This window comes from Xanthomonas sp. F10 (assembly GCF_014206815.1).
Taxonomy (GTDB): Bacteria; Pseudomonadota; Gammaproteobacteria; order Xanthomonadales; family Xanthomonadaceae; genus Xanthomonas_A; species Xanthomonas_A indica.
This window is the reverse complement of the sequence record NZ_JACHNP010000002.1, coordinates 210,900-234,729: the sequence shown is the minus strand read 5'-3', so window position 1 is coordinate 234,729 and position 23,830 is coordinate 210,900. Positions and strand designations below refer to the sequence as shown.

The window sequence follows — 23,830 nt, the reverse complement described above, 5'->3', positions numbered from 1 at the left end:
GCTTGCACCACAGCCTGCAGCGCTAAAAACCCGTCGCGCAAAACCGCGGTCCACCGCGATGCATTCGGCGGTGATGTAGCAGGCGCAATCACAGGAACCAAACCGCAGCCGCCACTTCCTGGCACTCACCGCCGCAACCGTTCTACCACGACGAGCGCGCGCCCTTGTGGGAGGGACTTCAGTCCCGACGCCGTACCGCCCGGGACGCACCGCACTGCGCCTTCGGCTCGCCCTAAGCGAAAGCCGCCTCATGCAGCCGCAGAACCGTCAAAACCCGTAGCGCAGAAACCCCCCATCCACCGCGATGCATTCGCCAGTGATGTAGCTGGCCGCCGGCAGGCACAGGAACCCGACCGCCGCCGCCACTTCCTCCGGTTCGCCGATGCGGCGCATCGGCGTGCGCTCGATCACCTGCTCGTAGTAGTCCGGGTCCGACAGCGGGCCTGACGTGCGGCGGGTGCGGATGTACCACGGCGCCACCGCATTGACCCGGATGCCGTCCTCGGCCCATTCGGCGGCGAGGTTGCGGGTGAGCTGGTGCAGCGCCGCCTTGGTCATGCCGTAGGGCGCGCCGCTGCGCACGTGGGTCAGCCCGGACACGCTGCCGACGTTGACGATCGCCGAGGCCGCGTGCTGCGCCAGCAGCGGATGCGCGTAGCGCGACAGTTCGAACGCGGAGAACAGGTTGGTCTCGAAGATGCCGCGCCATTCGTCCTCGGTGTAGTCCACCGCGGCCTTGCTGACGTTGCCGCCGGCGTTGTTGATCAGCAGGTGCAGGCCGTCGGCATGGTCCTCGACCCAATCCAGGATCTCGCGGCGGTCCTCGTCGTCGGCGACGTCGGCGGCCAGTGCCAGGATCTCGCGCTCGGGAAAGGCGTCGCGCAGTTCGTCGCGCGCGGTCTCGAGTGCATCGAGGTCGCGCGCCACCAGCAGCAGGTCGGCGCCGAACCCGAGCAGTTCGCGTGCGATCGCCAGGCCGATACCGGCGCTGGCGCCGGTGATCAGCGCGGTCTGTCCGTCCAGCCGCCAACGGTGCTGCATGCGCGTGCCTGTCTGCTCACGTGAGAGGCGTAGGATGATACCTCCACCCTTGAGGAGGTCGCCGCCATGTCCGCACCACTGCGCAGGACGACGTTGGCATTGCCGTTGCTCGCACTGCTGGCCGCATGCAGGCCGGCGCCGCCGCAACCGCCCGATGCGCCGCCGCCGCCGAAGGCCAGCGCGTTGCGCGCCGCCATCGCCCAGCCGCTGGACCGCGCCAAGCAGACCCAGACCACGCTGGACCGCGCCGCGGCCACGCAGAACGCCGCGCTCGACGCCGCCACCGCGCAATGAACAACGCCGGCCACGGGGGCCGGCGTTGCAGGCACATGCGGCGCGCCGGCACGGGCGCGCCGCCACCGGCTCAGGGCCGGCTCACAGACCGCAGAAGCAGTAGGCCAGCGCCTTCACCGGTGCGCCCGGGCGGGTGTCGGCCGCGTCCTTGACGAAGCGCAGCTGGGTGTCCAGCTCCGGCAGGCTGCGCGCCAGCAGGGCATGGCCCAGCGCCGAGTCGCTCAGCATCCACACGCCCAGACGGCTGCCGGCGAACCCGCTGACGAACTGCGCGAACGGCGTGGCCGGCTTCTCGACGTAACGCACCCGGTACTTGTCCGGGCCGCCCAGCTTGGCGCGCGCGGCGGCATCGGCCACCGCATCCTTGAAGCCGCCGAACGCGTCCACCAGCCCGCGCTCCTTGGCCTGCGCACCGCTCCACACGCGGCCGCGCGCCACCTGGTCGATGGCCTCGACCGACTTGCCGCGCGCCTGCGCGACCTTGCCGGTGAAGTCGGCATAGCCCTTGTTGATCACCGACTGGATCAGCTGACCCACCGCCGGATCCATCGGCCGGGTCATGTCGAACGCACCGGCGAAGCGGGTAGTGCCCACGCCGTCGGTGTGCACGCCGATCTTGTCCAGGGTGCGGGTGATGTTGGGGATCATGCCGAAGATGCCGATCGAACCGGTGATGGTCGACGGGTCGGCATAGATGCGATCGGCGTTCATGCTGATCCAGTAGCCGCCGGACGCGGCCAGGTCGCCCATCGACACCACCACCGGCTTGCCGGCGGCCTTCAGCGCCACCACCTCGCGGCGGATCTGCTCGGAGGCGAACACTTCGCCGCCCGGCGAATCCACCCGCAGCACCACCGCCTTCACCGCGTCGTCGTCGCGCGCCTGGCGCAGCAGCGCCGCGGTCGACTCGCCGCCGATGCGGCCGGCCGGCTGTTCGCCGCCGCTGATCTCGCCCGCGGCGACCACCACCGCCACCTGCGGCCGCGAATCCACCGGCGAACGGCGCAGGTCCAACTGCTGCAGGTAGCCGTCCAGGTCGACGTTGCGATAGCCGGTGTCGGCATCGTCGTCGGCGACGCCGCGCTTGGCCAGCAGTTGCTCGACGTCCTCGCGGGTCTTCAGGCCGTCCACCAGTTTCTGCTGCAGGGCGAACTTGGCCAGGTCGCCGCCGGCGGCGGCCACGCCCTCGGGCATGGTGTCGATGCCGGCGTTGATCTGCTCAGGCGCCAGCTTGCGCGCCTTGGCGATGTCGGCCACGTAGCGCTGCCACACGTCGTTCATCCAGAACAGGTCGGCTTCCTTGGACGCCGGCGAGGCCGCGTCGAGCACGTAGGGCTCGGCGGCGGACTTGTACTCGCCGACCTTGAACAGGTGCACGTCCACGCCGAGCTTGTCCTGCAGGCCCTCGCGGAAGTACTGACGGTAGCGGCCCAGGCCTTCCAGGGTCATCGAGCCCATCGGGTCCAGGTAGACCTCGTTGGCCTGCGCGGCCAGCAGGTACTGCCACTGGTTCAGGTTGTCGCTGTAGGCAACGATCTGCTTGCCGGAGCTGCGCAGGTCCTGCAGCGCCTTCTCCACCTCGCGCATCGAGGCGAAGCCGCTGGGCTGCAGCTTGTCCAGGCGCAGTGCAACGCGCTCGATCTTGGGATCGGTCTTGGCCGCCTCGATCGCGCGCACCAGGTCGCGCAACTGGATCTCCTGCGCGCCCTTGTCGTTCATCGCCTTGGCCAGCGCGCGGCTGACCGGGTCGGCACTGAACTGCTCGACCAGCTTGCCTTCCGGCGCGATCAGCAGCGTGGTGCGGTCGCGCAGCGCCTTGCCGCCGTCGCCGCGCGCCATGGCGAACACCATCGCCAGCAGGATCAGCAACAGGAAACCGAAGAACACCAGGTTGAAGATCAACCGGCGGGTGAAGTTCATCACATCCCACAGGCCGACGAAGAAGTTGGCGACGGGGCTGCGACGCACGGGTTGGTTCATGGAAAACTCCGAAGGGAAGGCGTCTTGCGCCTGCGCAGCATACCGGCTGCGTCAGGCCCCGCACATGCGTCTGAAGTCAGGGGGCCGCCGGCGCGGCCAGCAGCCGCGCGCTGCTCCAGCGGAACCGCGCGCCCATCATCACCGCCGCCGCGGTCAGGCCCAGGATCAGGCCGATCCACATGCCCTGCGGCCCCCAGCCCAGCCACAGGCCGAGGCCGGCGCCCAGCGGCATGCCCAGGCCCCAGTAGGAGCACAGGGCCAGCAGCATCGGCACGCGGGTGTCCTTGAGGCCGCGCAGCGCGCCGGCCGACAGCACCTGCACGCCGTCGGGGAATTGGAACGTGGCCGCGTACAGCAGCAGCGTGGAGGCCAGCGCCGCCACCGCCAGGTCGCTGGTGTAGATGCCGACGATGGCGTCGTGGCCGAACAACAGCACCAGCGCCGACAGCGCCTGGGTGCCGAGCACGATCGCATAGCCGGCCCAGGCCGCACCGCGCACGCCCACCGCGTCGCCGGCGCCGGCGGCGCGGCCGACCCGCACCGTGGTCGCCTCGGCCACGCCCATCGGCACCATGAAGCACAGCTGCGCCACGTTGATCGCGATCTGGTGCGCCGCTGCCGGCACCTCGCCGAGCCGCGCGATCAGCAGCGCGGTGACGATGAACAGGCCGCCTTCCATCAGGATGGTCACGCCGATCGGCAGGCCGGTCTTCAGCAGCCCGGCGATCGCGCGCAGGTCCGGCGCCTCGAACTGCGCGAACAGGCGCAGCGGCGCGAAGCGCTTGGACCGCGCCAGGTAGAAGGCGAAGCACAGCGCCTGCGCCCACATCGTGATCGCCGAGGCCATGCCCAGGCCGCCGGCGCCGTGCTCGCGCAGGCCCCATAGACCGAAGGTCAGCGCATAGCCGAGCGGGGCCAGCAGCAGCAGGCCGCCGAAGCCGAGCAGCATGGTGGGCAGCGTCCAGTGCATGCCTTCGCTGAGGTAGCGCATGCAGAAATACAGCACCAGCGCCGGCACGCCCCAACGGATCGCGTGCAGGAAGTCGCGCGCGCCGGGCACGATCTCCGGAGCAATGCCCAGTTGCGGCAGCGCCATCGGCATCACGCTCAGGAACGCGAACATCAGCAGGCCCAGGCCCAGCGACAGCCACAGCGCCTGGCGGAACAGCGGCCCGATCTGCGCCTGGCGCTTGGCGCCGTCGAGCTGCGACACCGAGGCGGTCAGGGCGATCAGGGTGCCGATCGGGATCATCATCGGTAGCCACAGCAGGGCCGTGCCGACCGTCACCGAGGCCAGCGTGCGGGTGCCGTGGTGACCGGCGATCACGTTGTCGACGAAGCTGATCAGGCCGGTGGAGACGTGCCCCAGGACCAGCGGCAGGGCGAGCTGCGCGGTGGTGCGCAGTTCGCGGCCCCGGACCGTGGCCGGGGTGGAAGACGAAAACATTGCAAGACTCTGGCGATCTCGCCACTGCGGCCGCGCAGACAGCGCCGGACACCGGGTGGCGGAGGCCGCGCATTCTACCCGCTGCGGCGGATGGCTGCTGGGAGCCGCGCCCCGGGGCTGGAATCAGGCGCCCGCGAAAGCCAAGCGCCGCGCGCGCATCTCAGCGCGCGGCGCGCTGCTTCAGCCAGGCGCCGCGGCTGTCGGCGCCCTGCGCCAGCAGGTCGCGGCGCAAGGCCGCGCGGTCCTGCGGCGGGGTGCGTTGCGACAGCAGCGCCAGATGTTCGCGCTGGTCCGCCGGCAGGCTGCGCAGCACGCCCAGCAGCGCCTGCCGCTGCGCCGCGGGCACGTAGCCCAGCAGCGGCTGCAGCGCCCAGAACTCGGCGCCCAGTTCCGGGCCGAGCAACCAGCCGTGGCGCTCCAGCGCGTCCATTTCGGCGAACTGCGCATGCAAGCTGTGCTGCTGCTCGATCGGCAGGCCGGCGAAGGCCGTGGCGACCTGGCGCAGGCGCGCCTGCGCCGCCGCCGGCAGCGCATCCCAGGCGGCCTGGCGCGCGCGCAATTGCGCCGGGGTCAGCGCCGGCGGCGTGCTGGCTGCCGCGGGCGCGACAGCCGGGGCCACGGCGGCGGCCGGCGGGTGTTCGGCGGCCTCGGCCAGGTCGGCGGCGCTGGGGGCACTGCGCTCGATCCGCGGCGGCGGCGCACCGGCCGCGTACCACGCATAGAAATCCAGGTCGTAGATCGCCGGCTCGGGCAGCGGCGCCGGCGGGTCGGCCGGCAGCGGCGGCGCGCTGGCAGTATCCGATTCCGGCGGCAGCACTTCCACCTGCACCGGGCCGGTGTCGCCCAGCGCCAGGCCCGCGTCGGTGCCGCCCGTGCCGGTCGCCACGTGCGCGCGGCGCCACGGCAGCCGATCCCAGAACGCCGTACCGACCAGGGCCAGGACCACAACGGCGATCACCGCCCCGGCCAGGCGCGTGCGCAGGGCCGAGCGCGCGCCACGGCGGCGCGGACGTACGGGGGCCGTGTCCGTTGCCGGAGCCGGGGCCGGGGTCGCCGCCGGCGGGGCCGTGCTGCCGGCGATCGCCGCATCGCGCAGTTGCGCCAGGGCCTGCAGCCGTGCCGGCGGCAGGTCGCGCAGGCACTGCTGCGCCGCATCGGCCAGCGCGCGCCAGCCCGCCGCATCCGGCCTGCCCGCGGCATCGCGCGGGCAGGCCCGCGCCAGCGCCTGCTGGTAGTCCTCGGTGGACAACTGCAGCACCTGCGCGGCGAGCGGCTCGTCCAGCCCGGCCACGATACGCAGCAGCAGCGCCAGGCGATCGGCCGGCTGCAGGGTGCGCAGGTGCGCCAGCGGCGCGGGCCAGGCGCCCGCGGCGGCCTCGGCCTGGCGCAGGGTCGGCACCGCGCCGAGCAGCTTCCAGAACCGCAGCGGCCAGTCGGCCATCGGCAGGGCCGCGGCGTGGCTGCGGAACGCCCGCATCGCCGCCGCCAGGGCCGGCGTGCCGCGTTCGGGCCGGCCGCTCTGCAGGTCGGCCAGGACCGCGGCGCGGCGTTCGATCCCGCGCAGGAACGCGGCCAGGGCGGGCGGGGCGGCCACGCCGTCGGAAGGGGACGTGGCGGTCATCGGAACTCCATCATCGGCGCGATGATAGCGAGGCCGCCGCCGCACCGCGCGCTTGACAGCGACGCAGCGATCGGCTCATCGGCGGCCGTCGCGACGGCGGGTTGTGCACAGCACCGGAAATTGGCCCGGGACAGGTCTTGTCAAGCCCCCGCGAAACCATGTTGCATCTGTGTTTCACGGCCAAGTGATTGTTCTTAAAGCAATAAATGCGATTGGCGCTTTTTTGTCCAACTCGTGGCAGAGGCTTGTGAGTCCGTCTTCACGGCGTGGAGCATGCCCGTCATACACAGCTTTATCCACAGCAGATGTGGATAAATTCGATTCTCCAAGCACGGCAGCTATTTACGACCGGTTTATCACTTTGCGGGCAGCAATCGCGCGCAACTCCTGGCTGCCGGGCGCGCTTGCCGCGGCCGCTAGACTAGGTGGATGCCCTCCCCCGCCGCCACGCTCCGCGTCGCCCTGCCCGTGCCGCTGCCGCAGCTGTTCGACTACCTGCCACCGCCCGGCGACACGGTCGCCGACGGCGATGTCGGCCGCCGCGTGCAGGTGCCGTTCGGCAACCGCGAACTGAGTGGCGTGGTGGCCGCGATCGGCCAGGCCGAGGACGCCGACGGCCTGCGCGCTGCGCTGGCCTGGCTGGACCCGGCACCGTTGCTGCACGGCGAACTGGCCGAGTCGCTGCGCTGGCTGGCGCGCTACAGCCACGCGCCGCTGGGCGAGGTGCTGGCCACGGCGTTGCCGGTGCCGCTGCGCCGTGGCGAGCCGCTGCCCGACACCCACGCCTGGGCCTGGCGCCTGACCGAGGCCGGCGCCAGCCACCGTGCCCGTCCCGGCACCCGTCCGCATCGCTTCGCCGCGCTGCTGGCGGCCGGCCCCATGGACGAGGACCGGCTGGACCAGGCGATGGACGACTGGCGCAGCGCCGCGCGGGCCCTGGCCAAGCGGGGGCATGCCGAACGCATCGCGGTGCCGGCCAGCGCCGCGGCGCCGCAGCCGCAGCCCGGGCCGGTGCCCAATGCCGAACAGCAGGACGCCATCGACGCGGTGGTCGCCGCTGCCGGCTTCGCGCCGTTCCTGCTCGACGGCGTCACCGGCAGCGGCAAGACCGAGGTCTACCTGCAGGCGATCGCCGCCTGCCTGGCGCGCGGCCGCCAGGCGCTGGTGCTGGTGCCGGAGATCGGCCTGACCCCGCAGACCCTGGCACGCTTCCGCGCCCGCCTCGGGGTACCCGTGCATGCGCTGCATTCCGGGCTCAACGACAACGAACGCGCCCGGGTCTGGGCCGCCGCCTGGCGCGGCGAGGCGCAGGTGGTGGTCGGCACCCGCTCGGCGGTGTTCGTGCCGCTGCCGCGGGCCGGCCTGATCGTGGTCGACGAGGAACACGACGGCAGCTACAAACAGCAGGACGGCATCCGCTACCACGCCCGCGATTTCGCCCTGGTCCGCGGCAAGGCGCTGGACGTACCGGTGCTGCTGGGCAGCGCCACGCCGTCGCTGGAGAGCCTGCACAACGCCGCCAGCGGCCGCTACGCGCACCTGCGCCTGACCCGCCGCGCCGGCGACGCCAAGCCGCCGACGGTGCGCGTACTCGACGTGCGCAAGCGCCCGCTGCAGGACGGCCTGTCGCCGGAGGTGCTGGCCGGCATCGGCACGGCACTGGCCGAGGGCGGCCAGGTGCTGGTGTTCAAGAACCGCCGCGGCTATGCGCCGGTGCTGCTGTGCCACGACTGCGGCTGGACCGCGCCGTGCCAGCGCTGCAGCACGCCGCTGCACGCCACGCCGATGACCGTGCACGCCGGCGGCCGGCGCCTGCAATGCCACCACTGCGGCGCGCGCCAGCCGGCGCCGCTGGCCTGCCCGGATTGCGGCAGCCTGGCGCTGCAGCCGCAGGGCATCGGCACCGAACGCCTGGAAGAACGCCTGGTGCAGGCATTCCCGGACGTACCGGTGCTGCGCATCGACCGCAGCACCACCCAGCGCCGCGACGCGCTGGAGACGCAACTTGCCACGCTCGGCAGCGCGCCCGGCATCCTGGTCGGCACGCAGATCCTGGCCAAGGGCCACGACCTGCCGCAGCTGAGCCGGGTGGTGGTGGTGGGCATCGACGAAGGCCTGTTCTCGGCCGATTTCCGCGCCAGCGAGAAGCTGGCGCAGCAGTTGATCCAGGTCGCCGGGCGCGCCGGCCGCGCCGCCCGCCCGGGCGAGGTCTGGCTGCAGACCCATCACCCCGCACATCCGCTGCTGCAGACCCTGGTGCACGGCGGCTACCACGCCTTCGCCGCCGCGGAACTGGAGCAGCGCGAGGCCGCCGGCTTCCCCCCGTTCGCGCATCTGGCGCTGCTGCGCGCCGAAGCCAAGCAGGTCGAACATGCCAACGCCTTCCTCGCCGCCGTGCGCGCGTTGCTGCCGGTGCAGGACGAGGTGCAGCGCTTCGGCCCGATGCCGGCGCCGATGCCACGCCGCGCCGGCTTCCAGCGCACCCAGTTGCTGCTCTCGGCCAGCACCCGGCGCGCGCTGCACGCGCTGCTGGACGCGGCGGTACCGGCGATCCACGCACTACCGCAGGCACGGCGGGTGCGCTGGTCGCTGGATGTGGATCCGCAGGATCTGTACTGAGGCGGCGACGCGTCTCCTGCAAGCCATCGCTGGAGCACCGACGCGCGTTGCTGAGCGGGTGATGTGCCCGTCGAGGCATGGATGAAGCCGCAGATCGTCAGAAGCCGATTCGCGATGCGATTGCGCGTGGTCCCACATTCCGTAGGAGCGGCTTCAGCCGCGACGCGTTTTCCCGGTAACGCCTGGTCGCGGCTGAAGCCGCTCCTACGCGGCAATGGCGTGGGTTGCCAGCCCGTGGCAAAGGAGCCGCTCTGGGCGAACCGCGTCAGGCTGATACGAGGCAAAGCGGACGGACCACGCATCTGAGGCCGCGATGCCTTTTGTTTCGCTCAACCCGCCAGGCCCAATGCCTCCAGCACCTGCGTGCGCAGCACGGCGCTGTCACCGGCTTCCACGCAGCGCCACGCGCCATCGTCCGCGGCCAGGCCGCAGGCGGCGGTGGCGATCACCGGTTTGCCCAGCGCCATGGCCAGCAGCAGCCCGCGCGGCTGCTGTTCGATCCAGGCCGGCAGCAGTACCAGCGTGGCCGCACGCACGCCCTCTGCCATCGAGGCGACGCGCTGCACGTCGACGCCGTTCCAGAAGTCCGGCGTTTCCTGCGCGCCGGGCGGCAGCAGCAACAGCAGCGGCAAGCCACGTACCGCTTCGCGCAATTCGTAGGCACCCTTGCGCGCCAGCGCCGAGGCCGCCAACAGCACCCGCGGCACGGTGTCCGCGATGGCGACCGCATCCCCTGCCGCGACCGCCGGGAGCGGCGGCCGTTGCCATGCCAGCGCGAGACCGCGGCTGCCTGCCAGCGCCAGCAGTTCGCGGTGCGGGGCGATCCAGTGCCGCGCCTGCGCCAGTGCCGCGCGCTCGGCCTGGACCAGCGCCGGATCGGCGCGGAAATCGCGCAGGGTGGGACTGTGCGGATGCCGCTGCGCGGCCACGTCCAGGCGCGCCTGCAGCAGGTGCATCGGCAAGGCGGTCATGTACACGTCCCAGCGCCGCCCCTGCAGTTCGCCGGCCAGCTACAACTCCGGCAACAGGCTCTGCGGCACCACTAGGTCGACGTCGCGCGCGCCCAGCCGGCGCCGCAATGTCTGCAGGCGGATGCGCTGTGCGCGCTGGCGCGCCTGCGGCAACGGCATGCCGCGCCACAGCCACCAGCGCCGCAGCAGCGCTGCGTGCACCGCCGCGACACTGGTGCGCGGCAACGCCAGCACCCGGTCGCCCGGCTGCCGCCGGCGCCGGCGGTCCTCGGCGAATTCCGGCCAGTCCTCGTCCACCAGCCAGGTGCGGTGCAGACCGTCGGGCACCGCCGCCACATGGCGATGGCAGGCGCTGCGGCCGCAGCGGGTGCAGTCGTTGGCGGCATCGACACCGGCGGGCGCGGTGCGGCGCTGCAGCGGCGGCAACGGCAGTGCCGCCGGCGCCGCGGCACCGCCGCGGATGCGCACGTGCAGCGCCTCGCCGTCCAGCCACACCTCCAGCCGCCACGGCGCAGCGGCGCGCAGGCGCAGGTCCACGTAGTTCCAGAACACCACCGCATCGCGGTCGCGTTCGGCCAGGGAGCCGGCAATCACCTGGGTGTGGCGATGCCGCTCGACGATCTCCAGGCCCTGCCGCAGGGCCGCATCGTAGATCGCATTGGACAGCTGGCACAGGCCGCCGCCGATCGACGGCACCAGGCAGCCCTCGCGCAGTTCGCGGCCGGCGACGAAGCCGCGACGACGCGTGGCGCGGCCCAGTTGGCGCCAGAAACTGAAGGTCGCCCCGGCCGGCACTTCCACGCCGTGCAGCGCACGCGCGGCCAGGCGCAGGTTGTGGATCTTGCCGGCCACCAGCTGCGGTGCGGTCTCATCGCTGTCGGGCCACAGCGCGGTGACCGATTCGGCGCAGGCGGCATCGGCGATCGCCAGGCCGCCATCGCGGCGATGCCGGCGCGGGCCATCGCGCAGATCGTCCAGCGCGCGGCGCAGTTGCAGCGCGCGGGTCTTGGCCCAGAACAGCAGGCTGCGCCAGCGCGACGGCAGCGGCGCCTGCAACGGCGCCGAAGCGCGCGGCTTCACTGTCGCTGACATGACCGTGCGTTTTCTCTGTCGCTGACCGCGCTTGGCATCGCGCTACTATACGAGCATGCAGGTCCGGCCTTCGACGATCGCGCAGCGCCTCATCGGCAGCGCGCGTTCCGGCGGATCGGCGCGCCGCGCGACTGCGACGCGACCGCCGCGTCGACAGCGGACGCCTCCTCTCCCCTCCCCCTCCTGGAGTCCTGCATGGATGACACGCGCGTGCCGCACCTGATCGTGGTCGGCGGCGGCTTCGCCGGCTTGTGGGCCACCCGCGCCCTGGCCAAGACGCCGTTGCGCATCACCCTGATCGACCGCCGCAACCATCACCTGTTCCAGCCGCTGCTGTACCAGGTCGCCACCGCCGGCCTGTCGGCACCGGACATCGCCGCGCCGCTGCGGCAGATCCTGCGCCACCAGGACAACGTCGAAGTGCGCCTGGGCGAAGTGGTGTACATCGACAAGCAGGCGCGGCAGGTACGCCTGGCCGATGGCCAGGTCCTGGACTACGACTACCTGCTGGTCGCCACCGGTGCCACCCACGCCTATTTCGGCCACGACGACTGGGCGGCGCACGCGCCGGGCCTGAAGACCCTGGACGATGCGTTACAGCTGCGCCGACACCTGCTGCTGGCGTTCGAACGCGCCGAAGCGGAAACCGATCCGGCCGCGCGCGCGGCCTGGCTCAGCTTCGCCATTGTCGGCGGCGGCCCCACCGGCGTCGAACTGGCCGGCACCCTGGCCGAAATCGCCCGGCACACGCTGAAGCACGAGTTCCGCCGCATCGACCCGGCCGAGGCGCGGGTGCGGCTGATCGAGGCCGGCCCGCGGGTGCTGTCCTCGTTCCCCGAGCACCTCTCGGCCAAGGCGCAGAAGCAGTTGGAGAAGCTCGGCGTGGAAGTGCTGACCGGCGTGCCGGTCGCCGACATCGACGCCAGCGGTTACCGGCTCGGCAGCACCTTCGTGCCGGCGCGCACCGTGGTCTGGGCCGCCGGCGTGGCCGCCTCGCCGCTGGCGAAGACCCTGCAGACCCCGCTGGACCGCAGCGGCCGCGTGCAGGTGCAGCCGGACCTGAGCGTGCCCGGCCATCCGGAGCTGTTCGTCGCCGGCGACCTGGCCGCGGTGCAGCAGGCCGACGGCCGCCCGGTTCCCGGCGTGGCGCCGGCCGCCAAGCAGATGGGCCGGCACGTCGCCGACACCCTGCGCCGGCGGCTGCGCGGCGACACCGCCAGCGTGCCGTTCCGCTATGCCGACTACGGCAACCTGGCCACCATCGGGCGCATGGCCGCGATCGTGCACCTGGGCCGGCTGCAGCTCTCCGGCGTGCTGGCCTGGTGGTTCTGGCTGGCCGCGCACGTGTTCTTCCTGATCGGCTTCCGCAACCGCGTGGTGGTGCTGCTCAACTGGGCCTGGGCGTACTGGAGCTACCAGCGCGCGGCGCGGATCATCCTCGGCGATCCACCCGCGGCGGAGGAACCGCAGGCGCAGGCCGCGCCGCCGGCGGACAGGTGACACTGCCCGAGCGGGCTGCGATCCTAGCCGGCCTTTTGCTGCAGTGCAGTGCCCGCCTTGGCGACCTTCCTGTTCCTGCTCGACCTGCTGGGCACCTTCGTGTTCGCGATCAGCGGCGCCACCGTCGGCGTGCGCCATCGCCTGGACCTGTTCGGGGTGCTGGTGCTGTCGTGCGCGGCCGCGGTCTCCGGCGGCATCGCCCGCGACGTGCTGATCGGCGCCACCCCGCCGGCTGCGCTGGCCGACGTGCGCTATCTCGGCGTCGCCTGCCTGGCCGGGCTGCTGGCGTTCTACCGTCACCACACGGTCGAGCGCCTGCGCAATCCGGTGCAGATCTTCGATGCGATGGGCCTGGCGCTGTTCGCGGTGTACGGCACCAGCAAGGCGCTGGCGTTCGGCCTGGGCCCGGTCAGCGCACCGCTGCTGGGCATGCTCAGCGGCATCGGCGGCGGCATCGTCCGCGACCTGCTGGTGGCGCGCACGCCGGTGGTGCTGCAGGCCGAGCTGTACGCGGTGGCGGCCCTGCTCGGCGGCGGCGTGGTCGCCGCGGCGCAGGTGCTGCACCTGCCGCAGCCCTGGGGCTTGGGTGTGGGCGCGGTGCTGTGCTTCGGCCTGCGCTTCATGGCGATCCGCTACGGCTGGCACCTGCCGGTGGCGCGCCCGCCGGAGTCGTAGCTCACAGTCACTCGCGCGGGCACGCTTCCGCGCTCGGCAGTCGTCACTAGCGGTGCCGTCCAGCAACAAAAGAAAAGGCCCGGCAGTGCCGGGCCTTTTTGCGTTACTACTGACCGCCGCAGGCGACTCAGGCGACGAACAGCGCCTTCATCTTCTTCAGCGCGTTCGCCTCGATCTGGCGGATGCGCTCGGCCGACACGCCGTACTCGTCGGCCAGTTCCTGCAGGGTGATCTTGCTGTCGGCATCCAGCCAGCGGCGCTTGATGATGTCGCGCGAACGCGCATCCAGTTCCGCCAGGCCTTCGCGCAGCAGTTGCAGCTGGTTGTCCTCGCTGTCGGCGCGTTCGTAGGCCTGCGAGGGATCTTCCTCGTTGGCCATCAGATACGCGGCCGGCGACGGCGGCGCGTGGTCGTCGTCCTCGTCGGACGGCGCATCGAAGCCGATGTCGCGACCGGACAGGCGCGACTCCATCTCCAGCACCTCGCGCTCGGACACGTTGAGGTCCTTGGCCACCGCGGTGACCTCGGCCGCATTCATCCAGCCAAGGCGGGTCTTGGACTTGCGCAGGTTGAAGAACAGCTTGCGCTGCGCCTTGGTCGTGGCGACCTTGACGATGCGCCAGTTCTTCAAGATGTACTCGTGCATCTCGGCACGGATCCAGTGCACCGCGAAGCTGACCAGGCGCACGCCCATGTCCGGGTCGAAGCGCTTGACCGCCTTCATCAGGCCGATGTTGCCTTCCTGGATCAGGTCGCCCAGCGGCAGGCCGTAGCCGTTGTAGCCACGGGCCACGTGCACCACGAAGCGCAGGTGGGAATGGACCAGTTCGCGGGCCGCGTCCAGGTCTTCCTGGTCGCGATACCGCACCGCCAGTGCGTGTTCCTCGTCGGACGTCAGCACCGGGATCTGGTGCACGGCGCCGATGTAGGCATCCAGCGAACCGAGCGGACTGGGGATCGGGAGGTTGTTGGCAACCAATGCGTTGGAAGTGAGAGTCTGGCTCATAGGGCTCATCTTAGCAGTCTACTAATTGGACTGCTGGGTACAGTAAAAAGTTCCTGTGTTCTGTTTATGCAACATTCGACTCAGGAATGGCACTGCATCACAAGCCGTTGAAACAATCGGGACGCGTCGCCATCCCGTTTTCTGACCGCCAAAGTAGCAGCCGGTTCGCGAAAATGGCGTCCACGTCAGGCGACAGCGGCGCCCTGTCCAACCGGGGTTCAGGCGCCGCGCAGGGCCCCCTCCAGTTCGGCGCGCGGCGGCAGGCTCCAGTCGATCGGGGTGGCGCCGCGCCGCCGCAGGTACTCGTTGGCCGCCGAGAAATGCTTGCAGCCGAGGAAGCCGCGGTGCGCCGACAGCGGCGAGGGGTGCGGCGCCTTGAGCACGCGGTGGCGACGGGTGTCGATGACCTTGCCCTTGGCCTGGGCATAGCTGCCCCACAGCAGGAACACCAGGCCCTCGCGTTCGCGGTTGAGGGTCTCCACCACGTGGTCGGTGAAGCCCTCCCAGCCCTTGCCCTGGTGCGCGCCGGCGCGGCCTTCCTCCACCGTCAGCACCGCGTTGAGCAGCAGCACGCCGCGCTGCGCCCACGGCAGCAGGCAGCCGTGGTCGGGCCGGCGGATGCCCAGGTCGTCCTCGATCTCCTTGTAGATGTTCAGCAGCGACGGCGGCACCGGCACCCCGGGCAGCACCGAGAAGCACAGCCCATGCGCCTGGCCATAGCCGTGGTACGGGTCCTGGCCGAGGATCACCACCTCCACCCGCTCGAACGGGGTGGCATCGAAGGCGGCGAAGATCTGCCGCCCCGGCGGGAACACCCGCGCGCCGGCGGCCTTGCGCTGGCGCAGGAACGTGGCCAGCTCGCGCATCTCCGGGCGCAGCAGCCAGTCGCCGACCTGCGCCTTCCACGACGGCTCCAGCTGGATCCGGCTTTCGTCTTCGTTGTTGCTCATCGCTTTGAGGCTCGGGACATCACATCGGTCAGAAGGTCACGGCGATCTCGTCGAGCCGCGCCAGGCGCAACTGGAACAGCACCTTGGTGACCAGCAGGCGCTCTTCGATCGGTTTCTGCACCAGGTCGTTGGCGCCGGCGCGCAGCAGCTCGGACTGGGTGTGCGGATTGCTGTCGCCGGTCATCACCAGCACCGGCATGCGCCGCTTGCCGTAGGCGAAATCGACGCGGATGCGCTGGACCACGTCGCGGCCGTTGAGTTCGCCCTTGAGGGTGACGTCGGTCAGCACCAGGTCGATGCGTCGGGTGGTACGGCCCAGCGACTCGGCGGTGAGCAACGCGAACGCGTCCTCGGCGCTGAGCACGTGCACCACGTGCAGTTGCTGGCGCTCGAGCATGCGCTTGGTCGCCTCGGCCACCACCCGGCTGTCCTCGACGTAGAGCACGGTGGCGCCGGCCACCGGCTGCGGCTGCACGTAGCCGCGGATGAAGGTGGCCAGCGCCTCGTGGCCGAGCGCCTTGTCGAAATAGTCGGTGACGTATTCGGTGAAACGGCGCTCGACCAGGTGCTGCTGGGCGTCGCCGGAAACAACGATCACCGGCACGTAGGCCTGGCCGGCGGCCTCGCGCACGCTGCGCGCCAGGGTCAGGCCATCGCCGTCGGGCAGCCCCAGCGAGGTGGTGACCAGGTCGACCGGACCGGCCTCCAGCGCCGCGCGCGCCTCGGCGATGCTGGCGCAGCCGACCACGGTCACGTCGGGCAGTTCGCGGTGCAGCACGTCGGCGATCAGCTTGCGCACCAGCTTGGAGCCATCGACCACCATCACCCGCGGGGCGGCGCTGATCAGATGCTTGAGCTCGTGCCCGGCCATGTGCGCCTCAGGTGTCGGTGGGCCGCGTCTGGCGCAGGAAGTGGCCGGTCACCAGCCAGGCGCCGAGCCAGCCCAGCAGCAGCGTGCCGAGCAGGACAAAGCCGGCGTGCAGCGCGTCCAGCCCATGCAGCACGAAATGGCTGCCGTAGCTGTCGGCCAGCGCCGCCAGCGGCTGGCCCAAGGCCATGCCGGAGGCGGCGAGCAGGCCCAGCGCCAGCACCCCGGCGCCGAAACCGTACCAGGCGCCCAGATACAGGAACGGGCGGCGGATGAAGCCGTCGCTGGCGCCGAGCAGCTGCAATACGCCGATCTCCTCGCGCCGCGACTGGATGTCCAGGCGCACGGTGTTGCCGACCACCAGCACCGCACCGGCGCCGAGCAGCAGCGACAGCACCTGCACCAGGCGTTCGCCGAAATGCAGCCAGCCGTCCAGGCGCTTGCGCCACAGCGCGTCGTGCTGGACCAGGTCGGCCTGCGGCAGCGCGGTCAGCGCCGTCGCCAGCGGAGTGTCGTCGGCCGCGGCCGGGGTGACGATCAGCAGCGTCGGCAGCGGGTTGTCCTGCAGCGCGTCCAGCGCCTCGCCCAACCCGGCGCTGTCGCGCAGCTCGGCCATGCCCTCGGCAGGCGTGCGCAGCGTTACCGCGGCCACATCGGCGCGGCCGCGCAGGGTCTGCGCCAGCGCCTGCGCCGCGGCGGCGTCGACGTCGATCTTCAGGAACACGTTGATGTCGCGCGACTGCTGCACGCTGCCGGCGAACTGCTTGAGGTTGTCCAGGGCGATCGACAGGCCCAGCGGCAGGGTCAGCGCCAGCGCCATCACAGCCATGGTCAGCAGCGTCGCCCACGGCTTGCGCATGGCGCGGCCGAGGCTGTAGACGATGCTGTGCAGGTGGTGGTCCCACCACACGCCCAGCCGCGATGGCGCCGCGGCGCCGGCGTTGCGTGCGCTCATTCGGCCAGGTCCTGCGGCGAGATGTCGTCGATCAGGCGGCCGTGGTCCAGGATCAGCACGCGCTTGCGCATCTGCTTGAGCAGCGCCAGGTCGTGGCTGACCACCAGCACGCTGGTGCCGCGCGCCGGCAGTTCGGCGAACAGTTGCATGATTTCCGCGGCCAGGGTCGGATCGAGATTGCCGGTGGGTTCGTCGGCGACCAGCAGCCGCGGTTCGCCGACCATCGCCCGGGCGATGCCGACGCGCTGCTGCTCGCCGGCCGACAGCTGCGAGGGCAATGCCTTCTCGCGGTGGCCCAGGCCCATGCGCTCGAGCACCGAGCGCACGCGCTTGCCGATCTCGGCACGGCGGGTGCCGCGCAGGATCAGCGGCAGGGCGACGTTCTCGGCGATGCTGCGGTCGGTGAGCAGGCGGTGGTCCTGGTAGACCACGCCGACCTCGCGCCGGTGCAGCGGCACGCGGCGGCCGCGCACCTTCAGCAGGTTACGCTCGCCGAACAGCACGGCGCCGCGCGAGGGCCGCTCGCTCAGGTGGATCAGCTTGAGCAAGGTGCTCTTGCCGGCACCGGAATGGCCGGTGACGAACAGCATCTCGCCCTCCTCGACCTCGAAGCTGACGTCCACCAGCGCCGCATGGCCGCCGGCGTACTGTTTGCTGACATTGTCGAACCGCAGAACGCTCATCCGGCGATTATGCCGGAGCGGCCGGGGTGTTCGTCCACCGCATGCGACGCACGCGGCGGACGGCCGGCCCGGATCAGGAGCTGGACACCAGCGAACGCAGCTTGCGGCCCAGGCGGGTCAGGAACGAATCGTTCTTCGCCGCCGCGCCGCGCTCGGCCTGGCGCGCGGCCTTGACCGGGGTGGCCACGACCTGCACCGGCTTGGCCGGGGCCGCGGTCGCCGGAGCGGTGCTGCCGTTGCCGGCCGGTGCGCCCTCGGCGCCTTCCAGCGGACGCCCGCCGCGACGGCGGCGGCGCTTGCGCGGCGCACGCTCGCCCTCGACCGCGGGCGCTGCGCCCTCGGCCGGCGCAGCACGCGGCGGCTTGGGGGCAGGCGCCGGCGCGGCGGCAGCCGGCGCAGTGCCGTCGGCCGCAGCGGCCGTGACATCCGCCGGACGCGGGGTGCGCGGACGCCGCGGCTTGCCGTCGGCGCTGCGCGACTCGCCACGGCCGCCCGGGCCGCTGCGGCCGCCGCCGGGCTTGCCGCGACCGCCGCCACGACGCTGCTCGTCGGCCTCGCGCTGGGCGCGGGCCTCGCGGAAGATCTCGCCGATGCTCTCGTCGCCGTCGGCCTCGGCAGCCTCGCCCTCCACCGCCGCGCGCGGGGTGCGCGGCAGCGCCACCAGCAGTTCGGCGGTGACCGGCTCGACCGGGATCTTCTGCTCGATGTAGGTTTCGATGTCCGGCAGGCTCATCGCGTAGCGCTCGCAGGCGAAGCTGATCGCGTCGCCCTCCTCTCCCAGCCGCGCGGTGCGGCCGATGCGGTGCACGTAGTCCTCGGCGTCGAACGGCAGGTCGTAGTTGTAGACGTACTTGACCCCGTCGATATGCAGGCCGCGCGCGGCCACGTCGGTGGCCACCAGGATCTCCAACTGGCCCTTCTGGAAGCGGTTGAGCAGGGTCTCGCGCTTCTTCTGCGGCACGTCGCCGGACAGCACGCCGACCCGGTAGCCGTTGCGCTCCAGCGCGCGCGCCACGCGCTCGACGAAGGCCTTGGTGTTGACGAACACCATGGTGCGCGCGCCCTCGCTGCGCGACAGCAGGCCCAGCAGCAGGGTCAGCTTCTCCTCGTCGGAGGGGAAGTAGATGCGCTGGCGCACGCGCGCGGCGGTGATGCTCTCGGTCTCGACCACGAGCTTTTCCGGCTCGTTCATGTGCTCGTAGGCCAGCTCCAGCACGCGGTGGCTGAGGGTGGCCGAGAACAGCAGGGTCTGGCGGGTGCCACGCTCGGGCATGCGCCGCAGCAGGAAGCGGATGTCCTTGATGAAGCCCAGGTCGAACATGCGGTCGGCTTCGTCGAGCACGCAGATCTCGCAGGCGTGCAGCGACACCACCTTGTGCTGCTTGACGTAGTCGATCAGGCGGCCGGGGGTGGCGATGATCACGTCCACGCCCTGCTGCAGCAGTTCGCGCTGCTTGTCGTAATCCACGCCGCCGTAGACCAGGGCGAAGCGCAGGCCCAGCTCGGAGCCGAACTTCATCGCGTCCTTGTGGATCTGGATCGCCAGTTCGCGGGTCGGGGCCAGGATCAGCGCGCGCGGATCCTCCGGCTTGCGGTCGGCCAGCGCCGGGCGGCTGAGCAGGCGGTTCATCACCGCCACCAGGAACGCCAGGGTCTTGCCGGTGCCGGTCTGGGCCTGGCCGGCCACGTCGCGGCCGGGAAGGGCCACCGGCAGGGTCAGCGCCTGGATCGGGGTGCAGCGGGTGAAGCCGGCGCTTTCCAGCCCTGCGAGCAGCGCAGGATGCAGGTCGAACGCGGAAAAAGTCACATCGGTCAGCGGTTTGTCGCTCATCATTCCATCTTCGTGAGGCCACCCCGCCCGAAGCGTAAGGTCGCGGCTTGCATCGGTCCCGGCAGCGTCGCACACTGGCGTCTTCCATGCCGGGTCGCGCGACAGGGGGAATCCCTTGAGTTCGCCGCGCAATGCCCCAGTTTACCGCAATGCGGCGGCCACCCGGTCCGGCCAGTCGCATTGGCCCAGGAGAACCCCCAAAGTGAGCGACAAGGTCCTTTACGTCGGCGACGCCGATTTCGATGCCACGGTGCTGCAGTCCGACGAGCCGGTCCTGGTGGACTTCTGGGCCGAATGGTGCGGCCCGTGCAAGATGATCGCGCCGGTGCTGGACGACCTCGCCGACGCCTACGACGGCCGCCTGAAGGTCGCCAAGGTCAACGTGGACGAGAACCGCGCCACCGCGATCAAGTACCACGTGCGTTCGATCCCGATGCTGCTGCTGTTCAAGAACGGCCAGATCCAGGCCACCCAGATCGGCGCGGTCGGCAAGGGCCAGCTGACCCAGATGATCGACAAGACCCTGGGCGGCAGCGCCGCCTGACGCCCGCTGCCGGCGCCCGCTCCGCCACCGGAGCGGCGCCACGGCACCCCCGGCCGGCCTTGCGCCGCCGGTGGCTGAATCGCCCGCCAACGCCTGCTTGCCGTGCTTGCGCGGCGATGATAGTGTCGATGCATCCGGTGGCATTCGCACACCGCACCCCCTCTGGAAGATTCTCTCCCAGACCTCCTCCCAACCCCGTATGCCCCCACGCTGGGCGCTCGCACTCTTAGCGAGGAACACCACTTGTCCGATCACACCATGTCCGAACCCGGGAGCGCCGACGCCCCCGCCGAGAAGCGCGTGCGCAAGCCGCGCGTCAGCAAGGCCGCGAGCGGCGCGGAAGGCGCCGCCGAGCACGGCGCGCCGGCGCAGCCGACCCTGCCGCTGAACCCCGCGCCGGCCCAGGCCGAGGCGCCGCGCGCCGCAGCGCCGGAGTCCGCCCCGGCCCCGGCCGCGAGCGGCAACCAGAGCCACGGCGGCGGCGACGCGCCGGCCCATCAGGGCGGCGGCAGCCAGGCGTCCGACGGCGGCGAGCCGCGCGAAGGCCGTGAGCCGCGCGACGGCGGCAACAACAACCGCTTCAACAATCAGAACCAGAACAACCAGAACAACCAGCAGGGCAACCGCCGCGATCGCTTCCGCAATCGCCGCGACCGCGACCGCAACCAGCGCGGCGGCGACCGCTTCCAGGACAACGGCCTGCCCAGCGACAACGGCGGCAACGAGCCGTTCGTGCCGCGTCCGCACGCCAGCGTGCCGGAAGGCTTTCCGATCTACTCGCTGAGCGACCTGAAGAAGATGCCGGCGCAGAAGCTGCTGGACATCGCCGAGCAGCTCAACATCCAGGACGGCGTGGCCCGCGCGCGCAAGCAGGACGTGATCTTCGCCCTGCTGAAGGTGCTGACCCGCCACGGCGAAGGCGTCGCCGCCGACGGCGTGCTGGAAATCCTGCCGGACGGCTTCGGCTTCCTGCGCGCGGCCGAGGCCAGCTACCTGGCCGGCCCGGACGACACCTACATCTCGCCCAGCCAGATCCGCCGCTTCAACCTGCGCACCGGCGACCACCTGTCCGGCCGCATCCGCTTCCCGAAGGACGGCGAACGCTACTTCGCGCTGTCGATCGTCGACACCATCAACGGCGAACCGCTGGAAGCGAGCAAGAACAAGGTCCTGTTCGAGAACCTGACCGCGCTGTTCCCGCGCAAGCGCTTCACCCTGGAGCGCGGCAACGGCTCCTCGGAAGACATCTCCGGCCGCATCCTCGATCTGATGGCGCCGCAGGGCAAGGGCCAGCGTGCGCTGATCGTGTCCCCGCCCAAGGCCGGCAAGACCATGCTGATGCAGCAGGTGGCCACGGCGATCACCACCAACCACCCGGACGTGCACCTGATCGTGCTGCTGATCGACGAGCGCCCGGAAGAGGTGACCGAAATGCAGCGCACCGTGCGCGGCGAGGTCATCTCCTCGACCTTTGACGAGCCGGCCGCGCGCCACGTGCAGGTCGCCGAGATGGTGATCGAGCGCGCCAAGCGCCTGGTCGAGCACAAGAAGGACGTGGTGATCCTGCTCGACTCGATCACCCGCCTGGCCCGCGCCTACAACAACGTGGTGCCGTCCTCCGGCAAGGTGCTCAGCGGCGGCGTCGACGCCAACGCCCTGCACCGCCCGAAGCGCTTCTTCGGCGCGGCGCGCAACGTCGAGGAAGGCGGCTCGCTGACCATCATCGCCACCGCGCTGGTGGAGACCGGCAGCAAGATGGACGAGGTGATCTACGAAGAGTTCAAGGGCACCGGCAACAGCGAAGTGCACCTGAACCGCCGTATCGCCGAGAAGCGCGTGTACCCGGCCATCGACATCAACCGCTCCGGCACCCGCCGCGAGGACCTGCTGATCGAGCCGGAACTGCTGCAGAAGATCTGGATCCTGCGCAAGCTGCTGCATCCGATGGACGAGATCGCGGCGATGGAGTTCCTGCTGGACAAGATGAAGAACACCAAGTCCAACGACGAGTTCTTCGGTTCGATGAAGCGCTGAGTCCAGGCGCCTGCTCGACCGCAACGCCCCGCTTCGGCGGGGCGTTCGCGTTTGTGGGGCCGGCACTGCGCGACCAGCGCCTGACCGGCGCGGGGTCCGACGGTCTTTCGACGTAAGCGCCGGTGAGATGGGCGCCATTCGCCCGCCGCGTCCGCCACCATGCCCGCCCCTGCCAACCCCACCGTCAGCAAGGTCGCCCCGGTCACCCTCGGCTTCTGGGTGATGAAGATCTGCGCCACCACCCTCGGCGAGACCGGCGGCGACCTGCTGTCGATGACCCTGGACGTCGGCTATGCGCTGAGCAGCGTGCTGCTGCTGGCGGTGTTCCTGGTCTCGCTGTGGGCGCAGTTGCGCGCGCGGCAGTTCCAGCCGTGGCGGTACTGGTGGGTGATCCTGACCACCAGCACCGCCGGCACCACGCTGTCGGACTACATGGACCGCAGCCTGGGGCTGGGCTACGCGCAGGGTGCGCTGCTGCTGGTCAGCCTGCTGGCCGCGGTGCTGGCGATATGGTGGCTGTGCGAACGCAGCCTGTCGGTCGCGCGGATCGGCAGCGGCCGCGCCGAGGTCTTCTACTGGCTGGCGATCCTGGTCTCCAACACGCTGGGGACCGCACTGGGCGATTACCTGGCCGACAGTTCCGGCCTGGGCTTCGCCGGTGGCGCGCTGCTGATCGCGGCGTTGCTGGCGGCGATCGCCCTGGCGTATGCCTTCACCCGTGTCTCGCGCACGGCACTGTTCTGGGCGGCGTTCGTGCTGACCCGCCCGTTCGGCGCCACCCTCGGCGATCTGCTGAGCAAGCCGGCCAGCAAGGGCGGGCTGGACCTGGGCACGATCGGCGCGTCGCTGCTGCTGGCCGGGCTGTTGCTGGCGGTGCTGGTCGTCTCGACGCGACGCCGCGACGACGACGGCCGCGCGGCGCGCTAGCGTCGACCGGTCGCCGACGCAGGCCACCTGGCCGTCCCGGCGACCAGGCGGCAGGCGATCGCCGCTCAGCCGCCCTGCAGCGGCGTCAGCAGGCGCGGGCCGGCGCCGTCGGCCATGTACACGCCGCCGGCCGGTAGCAGGTCCGGCGAGAAGCCGGTCGCGTGTTCGCCGGTGATCCACGGAGCACGCTGGCGCGGGCCGGGGATGTAGCTCATCCAGCGGCCGTAAGCCGACGGCGCACCCTGGCGGGACTGGTCGAGCAGCGCGTAATCGACCGGCACGCGCACGGTCCAGTAGGGCGCATCCACGTCCTTGCCTTCGCTCGGCGGGCGGAAGGTCCACTTGCGCGCCGCACCCAGCGCGCTCTTGCCCAGCACGTCGCGCAGTTGCTGCATCTGCCGCTCGGACGCCACCACGCGCAGGTTGACCTGCTCCACCGCGGCGTCGGCGACGCGACCGTCGCGGCCCACCTTGAGCACCAGGTACGCCGATCCCGCGGCACCGACGCTGTAGGCGGCTTCCGGATAGGCCGGCGGCTTCATCTGGATCGAGGTGACCACGCTGCGGTCGTTGGGATCGTAGTGGCTGAAATCGGCGCCGCGGATCTCGACCTGATAGTCGTCGCCCTGCTGGCGCTTGGCGACCAGGCGCAGGGTCATCGGCGCACGCGCCGGAACGGGTTTGCCATCGCGCATGCGGCGCGAACGTCCACTGCATCACGGTGCTGCGGACGAAGTCGACCACGCCCTTGGGCAGACGCTCCTGCTGGTCCAGCGCCAGCGCCGACACCTT

20 protein-coding genes are annotated in these 23,830 nt (G+C 71.2%); 7 read left to right on the top strand and 13 right to left on the bottom strand.

The annotated features are described in order from the left end of the window. Positions 1 to 267: 267 nt before the first annotated feature. The gene (locus FHR56_RS12550) at positions 268 to 1,041 is read right to left on the bottom strand and encodes an SDR family oxidoreductase (protein WP_160945576.1); all 774 of its coding nucleotides are present in this window, start codon (positions 1,039 to 1,041) and stop codon (positions 268 to 270) included. A gap of 66 nt (positions 1,042 to 1,107) precedes the next feature. Between FHR56_RS12550 and FHR56_RS12545 the strand changes: the two genes are divergently transcribed. Beyond that, positions 1,108 to 1,335: a hypothetical protein gene (locus tag FHR56_RS12545; RefSeq protein WP_160945577.1), complete on the top strand. Its 228-nt coding sequence runs from the start codon at positions 1,108 to 1,110 to the stop codon at positions 1,333 to 1,335. An 81-nt stretch (positions 1,336 to 1,416) separates the two neighbouring features. On the opposite strand, the gene sppA is transcribed toward FHR56_RS12545, so the two are convergent. From sppA to FHR56_RS20645, 3 genes are all read right to left on the bottom strand, one after another. Next, positions 1,417 to 3,315, bottom strand: a complete 1,899-nt coding sequence (gene sppA / locus FHR56_RS12540) for a signal peptide peptidase SppA (protein ID WP_160945578.1) — start codon at positions 3,313 to 3,315, stop codon at positions 1,417 to 1,419. Positions 3,316 to 3,391: 76 nt separating this feature from the next. Then, positions 3,392 to 4,762, bottom strand: a complete 1,371-nt coding sequence (locus tag FHR56_RS12535) for an MATE family efflux transporter (protein WP_160945579.1) — start codon at positions 4,760 to 4,762, stop codon at positions 3,392 to 3,394. 160 nt (positions 4,763 to 4,922) lie between these two features. Beyond that, positions 4,923 to 6,383, bottom strand: coding sequence for a hypothetical protein (locus FHR56_RS20645; RefSeq protein ID WP_260400286.1), 1,461 nt, complete (start codon positions 6,381 to 6,383; stop codon positions 4,923 to 4,925). A 429-nt stretch (positions 6,384 to 6,812) separates the two neighbouring features. Here FHR56_RS20645 and FHR56_RS12525 point away from each other — a divergent pair, with 429 nt between their 5' ends. Beyond that, positions 6,813 to 9,002: a primosomal protein N' gene (locus FHR56_RS12525; protein ID WP_160945580.1), complete on the top strand. Its 2,190-nt coding sequence runs from the start codon at positions 6,813 to 6,815 to the stop codon at positions 9,000 to 9,002. 329 nt (positions 9,003 to 9,331) lie between these two features. Here FHR56_RS12525 and FHR56_RS20640 read toward each other — a convergent pair whose 3' ends face one another. Together FHR56_RS20640 and FHR56_RS20635 are read right to left on the bottom strand one after the other, a co-directional pair. Beyond that, positions 9,332 to 9,973 (bottom strand): glycosyltransferase, encoded by a 642-nt coding sequence (locus FHR56_RS20640; RefSeq protein ID WP_237473023.1) that lies wholly within the window; start codon positions 9,971 to 9,973, stop codon positions 9,332 to 9,334. Between the two features lie 39 nt (positions 9,974 to 10,012). After that, the gene (locus FHR56_RS20635; protein ID WP_237473024.1) at positions 10,013 to 11,065 is read right to left on the bottom strand and encodes a VanW family protein; all 1,053 of its coding nucleotides are present in this window, start codon (positions 11,063 to 11,065) and stop codon (positions 10,013 to 10,015) included. Between the two features lie 195 nt (positions 11,066 to 11,260). Here FHR56_RS20635 and FHR56_RS12515 point away from each other — a divergent pair, with 195 nt between their 5' ends. Continuing rightward, positions 11,261 to 12,565, top strand: a complete 1,305-nt coding sequence (locus tag FHR56_RS12515; RefSeq protein WP_160945581.1) for an NAD(P)/FAD-dependent oxidoreductase — start codon at positions 11,261 to 11,263, stop codon at positions 12,563 to 12,565. A gap of 57 nt (positions 12,566 to 12,622) precedes the next feature. Continuing rightward, positions 12,623 to 13,240, top strand: a complete 618-nt coding sequence (locus FHR56_RS12510) for a trimeric intracellular cation channel family protein (RefSeq protein WP_160945582.1) — start codon at positions 12,623 to 12,625, stop codon at positions 13,238 to 13,240. A 127-nt stretch (positions 13,241 to 13,367) separates the two neighbouring features. Here the strand turns inward: FHR56_RS12510 and rpoH are convergent, their stop codons facing one another. The 6 genes from rpoH to rhlB form a co-directional block, all read right to left on the bottom strand. Further along, positions 13,368 to 14,246 carry an RNA polymerase sigma factor RpoH gene (gene rpoH / locus FHR56_RS12505; protein ID WP_160945583.1) on the bottom strand — a complete coding sequence of 293 codons (879 nt, stop codon included), beginning with the start codon at positions 14,244 to 14,246 and terminating at the stop codon, positions 13,368 to 13,370. A 218-nt stretch (positions 14,247 to 14,464) separates the two neighbouring features. Beyond that, positions 14,465 to 15,196 (bottom strand): uracil-DNA glycosylase, encoded by a 732-nt coding sequence (gene ung / locus FHR56_RS12500; protein WP_160945584.1) that lies wholly within the window; start codon positions 15,194 to 15,196, stop codon positions 14,465 to 14,467. 28 nt (positions 15,197 to 15,224) lie between these two features. Continuing rightward, positions 15,225 to 16,067 (bottom strand): response regulator, encoded by an 843-nt coding sequence (locus FHR56_RS12495; RefSeq protein WP_017909425.1) that lies wholly within the window; start codon positions 16,065 to 16,067, stop codon positions 15,225 to 15,227. Positions 16,068 to 16,074: 7 nt separating this feature from the next. Next, on the bottom strand, positions 16,075 to 17,019 hold the full coding sequence (gene ftsX, locus FHR56_RS12490) for a permease-like cell division protein FtsX (RefSeq protein WP_160945585.1): 945 nt from the start codon (positions 17,017 to 17,019) through the stop codon (positions 16,075 to 16,077). After that, the gene (gene ftsE / locus FHR56_RS12485) at positions 17,016 to 17,702 is read right to left on the bottom strand and encodes a cell division ATP-binding protein FtsE (protein WP_160945586.1); all 687 of its coding nucleotides are present in this window, start codon (positions 17,700 to 17,702) and stop codon (positions 17,016 to 17,018) included. Before ftsE ends, ftsX begins: the two co-directional genes overlap by 4 nt. A gap of 73 nt (positions 17,703 to 17,775) precedes the next feature. After that, complete coding sequence (gene rhlB, locus FHR56_RS12480) at positions 17,776 to 19,533, bottom strand: ATP-dependent RNA helicase RhlB (protein ID WP_160945587.1); 1,758 nt, start codon at positions 19,531 to 19,533, stop codon at positions 17,776 to 17,778. Positions 19,534 to 19,735: 202 nt separating this feature from the next. On the opposite strand from rhlB, the gene trxA reads away from it, so the two are divergent. The 3 genes from trxA to FHR56_RS12465 all read left to right on the top strand — a co-directional run bounded on the left by trxA (position 19,736) and on the right by FHR56_RS12465 (position 23,038). Continuing rightward, positions 19,736 to 20,077 carry a thioredoxin TrxA gene (gene trxA / locus FHR56_RS12475; protein ID WP_017908556.1) on the top strand — a complete coding sequence of 114 codons (342 nt, stop codon included), beginning with the start codon at positions 19,736 to 19,738 and terminating at the stop codon, positions 20,075 to 20,077. A 243-nt stretch (positions 20,078 to 20,320) separates the two neighbouring features. After that, positions 20,321 to 22,111: a transcription termination factor Rho gene (gene rho / locus FHR56_RS12470; protein ID WP_160945588.1), complete on the top strand. Its 1,791-nt coding sequence runs from the start codon at positions 20,321 to 20,323 to the stop codon at positions 22,109 to 22,111. Positions 22,112 to 22,270: 159 nt separating this feature from the next. Next, on the top strand, positions 22,271 to 23,038 hold the full coding sequence (locus FHR56_RS12465; RefSeq protein WP_160945589.1) for a hypothetical protein: 768 nt from the start codon (positions 22,271 to 22,273) through the stop codon (positions 23,036 to 23,038). A 65-nt stretch (positions 23,039 to 23,103) separates the two neighbouring features. On the opposite strand, the gene FHR56_RS12460 is transcribed toward FHR56_RS12465, so the two are convergent. Then, the gene (locus tag FHR56_RS12460; RefSeq protein ID WP_237473025.1) at positions 23,104 to 23,733 is read right to left on the bottom strand and encodes a TonB family protein; all 630 of its coding nucleotides are present in this window, start codon (positions 23,731 to 23,733) and stop codon (positions 23,104 to 23,106) included. Positions 23,734 to 23,830 lie beyond the last annotated feature (97 nt).

Excerpts from the sequence above, each read along its gene's own strand:
- FHR56_RS12550 (WP_160945576.1), bottom strand. The coding sequence starts at position 1,041 with ATGCAGCACCGTTGGCGGCTGGACGGACAGACCGCGCTGATCACCGGC.
- FHR56_RS12545 (WP_160945577.1), top strand. The coding sequence starts at position 1,108 with ATGTCCGCACCACTGCGCAGGACGACGTTGGCATTGCCGTTGCTCGCA.
- sppA (WP_160945578.1), bottom strand. The coding sequence starts at position 3,315 with ATGAACCAACCCGTGCGTCGCAGCCCCGTCGCCAACTTCTTCGTCGGC.
- FHR56_RS12535 (WP_160945579.1), bottom strand. The coding sequence starts at position 4,762 with ATGTTTTCGTCTTCCACCCCGGCCACGGTCCGGGGCCGCGAACTGCGC.
- FHR56_RS20645 (WP_260400286.1), bottom strand. The coding sequence starts at position 6,383 with ATGACCGCCACGTCCCCTTCCGACGGCGTGGCCGCCCCGCCCGCCCTG.
- FHR56_RS12525 (WP_160945580.1), top strand. The coding sequence starts at position 6,813 with ATGCCCTCCCCCGCCGCCACGCTCCGCGTCGCCCTGCCCGTGCCGCTG.
- FHR56_RS20640 (WP_237473023.1), bottom strand. The coding sequence starts at position 9,973 with ATGACCGCCTTGCCGATGCACCTGCTGCAGGCGCGCCTGGACGTGGCC.
- FHR56_RS20635 (WP_237473024.1), bottom strand. The coding sequence starts at position 11,065 with ATGTCAGCGACAGTGAAGCCGCGCGCTTCGGCGCCGTTGCAGGCGCCG.
- FHR56_RS12515 (WP_160945581.1), top strand. The coding sequence starts at position 11,261 with ATGGATGACACGCGCGTGCCGCACCTGATCGTGGTCGGCGGCGGCTTC.
- rpoH (WP_160945583.1), bottom strand. The coding sequence starts at position 14,246 with ATGAGCCAGACTCTCACTTCCAACGCATTGGTTGCCAACAACCTCCCG.
- ung (WP_160945584.1), bottom strand. The coding sequence starts at position 15,196 with ATGAGCAACAACGAAGACGAAAGCCGGATCCAGCTGGAGCCGTCGTGG.
- FHR56_RS12495 (WP_017909425.1), bottom strand. The coding sequence starts at position 16,067 with ATGGCCGGGCACGAGCTCAAGCATCTGATCAGCGCCGCCCCGCGGGTG.
- ftsX (WP_160945585.1), bottom strand. The coding sequence starts at position 17,019 with ATGAGCGCACGCAACGCCGGCGCCGCGGCGCCATCGCGGCTGGGCGTG.
- ftsE (WP_160945586.1), bottom strand. The coding sequence starts at position 17,702 with ATGAGCGTTCTGCGGTTCGACAATGTCAGCAAACAGTACGCCGGCGGC.
- rhlB (WP_160945587.1), bottom strand. The coding sequence starts at position 19,533 with ATGAGCGACAAACCGCTGACCGATGTGACTTTTTCCGCGTTCGACCTG.
- FHR56_RS12465 (WP_160945589.1), top strand. The coding sequence starts at position 22,271 with ATGCCCGCCCCTGCCAACCCCACCGTCAGCAAGGTCGCCCCGGTCACC.
- FHR56_RS12460 (WP_237473025.1), bottom strand. The coding sequence starts at position 23,733 with ATGCGCGATGGCAAACCCGTTCCGGCGCGTGCGCCGATGACCCTGCGC.